Origin of the sequence: Halobiforma nitratireducens JCM 10879 (assembly GCF_000337895.1) — an archaeon.
Classification (GTDB): Archaea; Halobacteriota; Halobacteria; order Halobacteriales; family Natrialbaceae; genus Natronobacterium; species Natronobacterium nitratireducens.
The window spans coordinates 1-2,619 of the sequence record NZ_AOMA01000180.1; the positions used below are offsets into that span (position 1 = coordinate 1).

Annotated in this window: 3 protein-coding genes; 1 reads left to right on the top strand and 2 read right to left on the bottom strand. The window is 64.0% G+C overall.

Annotated elements, in window-relative coordinates:
* Positions 1 to 924, top strand: a 924-nt coding sequence (locus C446_RS16340; protein ID WP_006674235.1) for a glutathione S-transferase family protein, incomplete at its 5' end; no start/stop codon positions are given.
* Positions 925 to 1,166: 242 nt separating this feature from the next.
* Here the strand turns inward: C446_RS16340 and C446_RS16345 are convergent.
* Positions 1,167 to 1,454, bottom strand: coding sequence for a DUF7535 family protein (locus tag C446_RS16345; protein ID WP_006674236.1), 288 nt, complete (start codon positions 1,452 to 1,454; stop codon positions 1,167 to 1,169).
* A gap of 103 nt (positions 1,455 to 1,557) precedes the next feature.
* Positions 1,558 to 2,403 (bottom strand): NAD-dependent epimerase/dehydratase family protein, encoded by an 846-nt coding sequence (locus tag C446_RS16350; RefSeq protein WP_049920306.1) that lies wholly within the window; start codon positions 2,401 to 2,403, stop codon positions 1,558 to 1,560.
* Positions 2,404 to 2,619: the final 216 nt, after the last annotated feature.

Here is a 2,619-nt window from a genome sequence, read left to right on the forward strand (position 1 = left end):
GACCCCGACGCCCGCTTCCAGCCCGAGGCCGGCCGATATCACCTCTACGTCTCCTACGCGTGCCCGTGGGCTCACCGGACGCTCGTGACGCGGGCGCTGAAGGGTCTCGAGGACGTGATCTCGGTCTCCGTCGTCGATCCCTACCGCGGTGAGGACGGTTGGCAGTTCACGCCCGAGAAGGAAGGGTGTACGCCCGATCACGTCCACGGTGTGGACTACCTGCGAGAGCTGTACGTGAAAGCCGACCCGGACGCAACCTGTCGCGTGACGGTGCCCGTCCTCTGGGACACGAAAGAGGACACCATCGTGAACAACGAGTCCAAGGAGATCATGCGGATACTCGATACCGAATTCGACTCGTCGCTCGAGGAACGCGAGTCCGACGACGGAACGGCTCGAGACGTCGATCTCTATCCCGAGGGGTACCGGTCGGAGGTCGATCGGATCATCGACGAAATCTACGAGCCGATCAACAACGGGGTCTATCGGGCCGGGTTCGCGACCGATCAGGGACCGTACGACGACGCCGTCGACGATCTCTTTTCGGCACTGGACCACTGGGACGACGTCCTCGCGGACCAGCGGTACCTGGCCGGCGACCGGCTGACGGAGGCAGATATCGCGATGTTCACCACCCTGATTCGGTTCGATCCCGTCTATCACACTCACTTCATGTGTAACGTACAGTACGTCCGCGAGTACGACACCCTGTGGCCGTACCTGCGGGACCTCTATCAGACGCCAGGGGTAGCGAAAACGGTGGACATGGACCACATCAAGGAACACTACTACCGGACCCACCCGGACGTGAACCCACACCGGATCGTCGCCCGCGGCCCGGAACTCGCCCTCGAGGCGTCCCACGACCGCGACGACCTTCCCGGCGGTCCGCCGGCGGACCTCGCTGCGCTCGCCGACGATTGACGGGCTCACTACCCAGGTTCCGTCCGGTCAGAGCATAGCATTATCGCGGCCGAAGAGTGCAGTCGTCCGTCCGAAAGAGATCCATCTCGACCCGTATCGGGACACCGATCCAGCGAACACACGGCCCCGAGATCGGCGATACACGAGACCTCGAGCGAGGGGTCGATCCGAGGATGGCGAACGGCTGTGACGAAGACGAAATCGACGAACGTGAACGGCCGATCGCCGAAATCCGAGCCGAATTACGCCGTGGCTTCCGCCTCGTCTTCCGCGTTCTCCTCTGTCTCTGCCTCGTCGTCGAGACCGGCGGCCGACCGGCCCCACTCGTTGTCCGCCTCGTTGCGCCACGACTCGTAACTGGATTCGTCCTGGTCCTCGGCGACGAACACCCGCCAGACGATCCAGGCCAGCGCGATGATCGGGAGCGCGGGCAGCATGATGACGACGAGAATCGCCGCGATGGCGTACCCGAACGCCGACATCTGGACGTTCGGGACGTAGCCCGTCGACTCGGAGACTTTAGTGGACATGTGTAGCGCTACGAACGTCCCGATATTCGGTCTTTCGATACTGGGACCCGCGTCCGGTGACCGACCGGTGGTCGATACTGGTCTCGTTCTCGCTGGTGAACGTTCATTCCATCTCGAGGTGGTCGGGTCTGGTCGCGCTCTCTCTGTCTCCGTTTTCGTCTCCGTCCTCGTCGCCCTCGAGAACGTCCTCCGCGTCGTCACGAGGACGGTAGCCGAGTTCGAGCATCGTCTCGGAAAGCGAGAGGAACCGCCGGGAGTTGTTCGAGATGCCGTGTGCGGTCAGCGGCGTCGACGAAAGCGGCTGGGTAGCGGCCGCCTCGACGACCCGCTGGCAGTCATTGGGGCTGAGCCACATCGCCCGCGCGAATCGTTCGCCGGCACCATCCCGCTTTGTCACCTCCGAGCGGAGCTCCTCGCGGGTGAGCAGCCAGCCGATCCGGAGGTTGACCACGTCGATCCCGTGCCGTTTCGCGTAGTACGACCCCATCGCTTCTCCACAGACCTTCGTGACGCCGTAGTAGGTGTCGGGATCGGCAGGCCCCGCTGGACGGACCGGGTCGGGGTTGCCGACCGTCGATTCGGGTCGGATCGGCGAGACGCAGTTGTCCATGTTGACCGCGTGATTCGAACTCGCGAAGACGACCCGCTCGAGGTCGTTCCGAACGGCGGCTTCGTACGCGTTGTAGACCCCCTCGACGTTCGGTCCAGAGAGGGCATCCCACTCCGCGCGGGGATCGGGATTTGCTGCGAGATGGATCAATACGTCCATTCCCTCCAGGGCGTCGACGAACGGCTCACGCTCGGCTACGTCGATCGGCGTGGTCTCGAGGTCCTCGGTCTCACTGTGGGAAAACAACGTCAGCGACACGTCCCGGTCGTCGAAGGCGTCGATGGCCTCCCTACCGACGGAGCCGGACGCGCCGGTGATCGCGATCTGCATGTCGGTCATGGCGTCCTCGACACCGACGGCGCGGAAATAGGTCGGGCCGGCGCGTTCCGGTGAGATCGGCATCGATCACCGTCTTTCGTGTGGGGCGTGTGCGAACACCGGCCGAGCCCGGAATCCCAGAGCCCCAGTCACGTCTGTCCTGAGACCCAAGCGAAACCAGCTGTCCCTCGGAGCCCGTCAGACGATCCGATCGAGAGCGGTCAGCGACTCGATCTC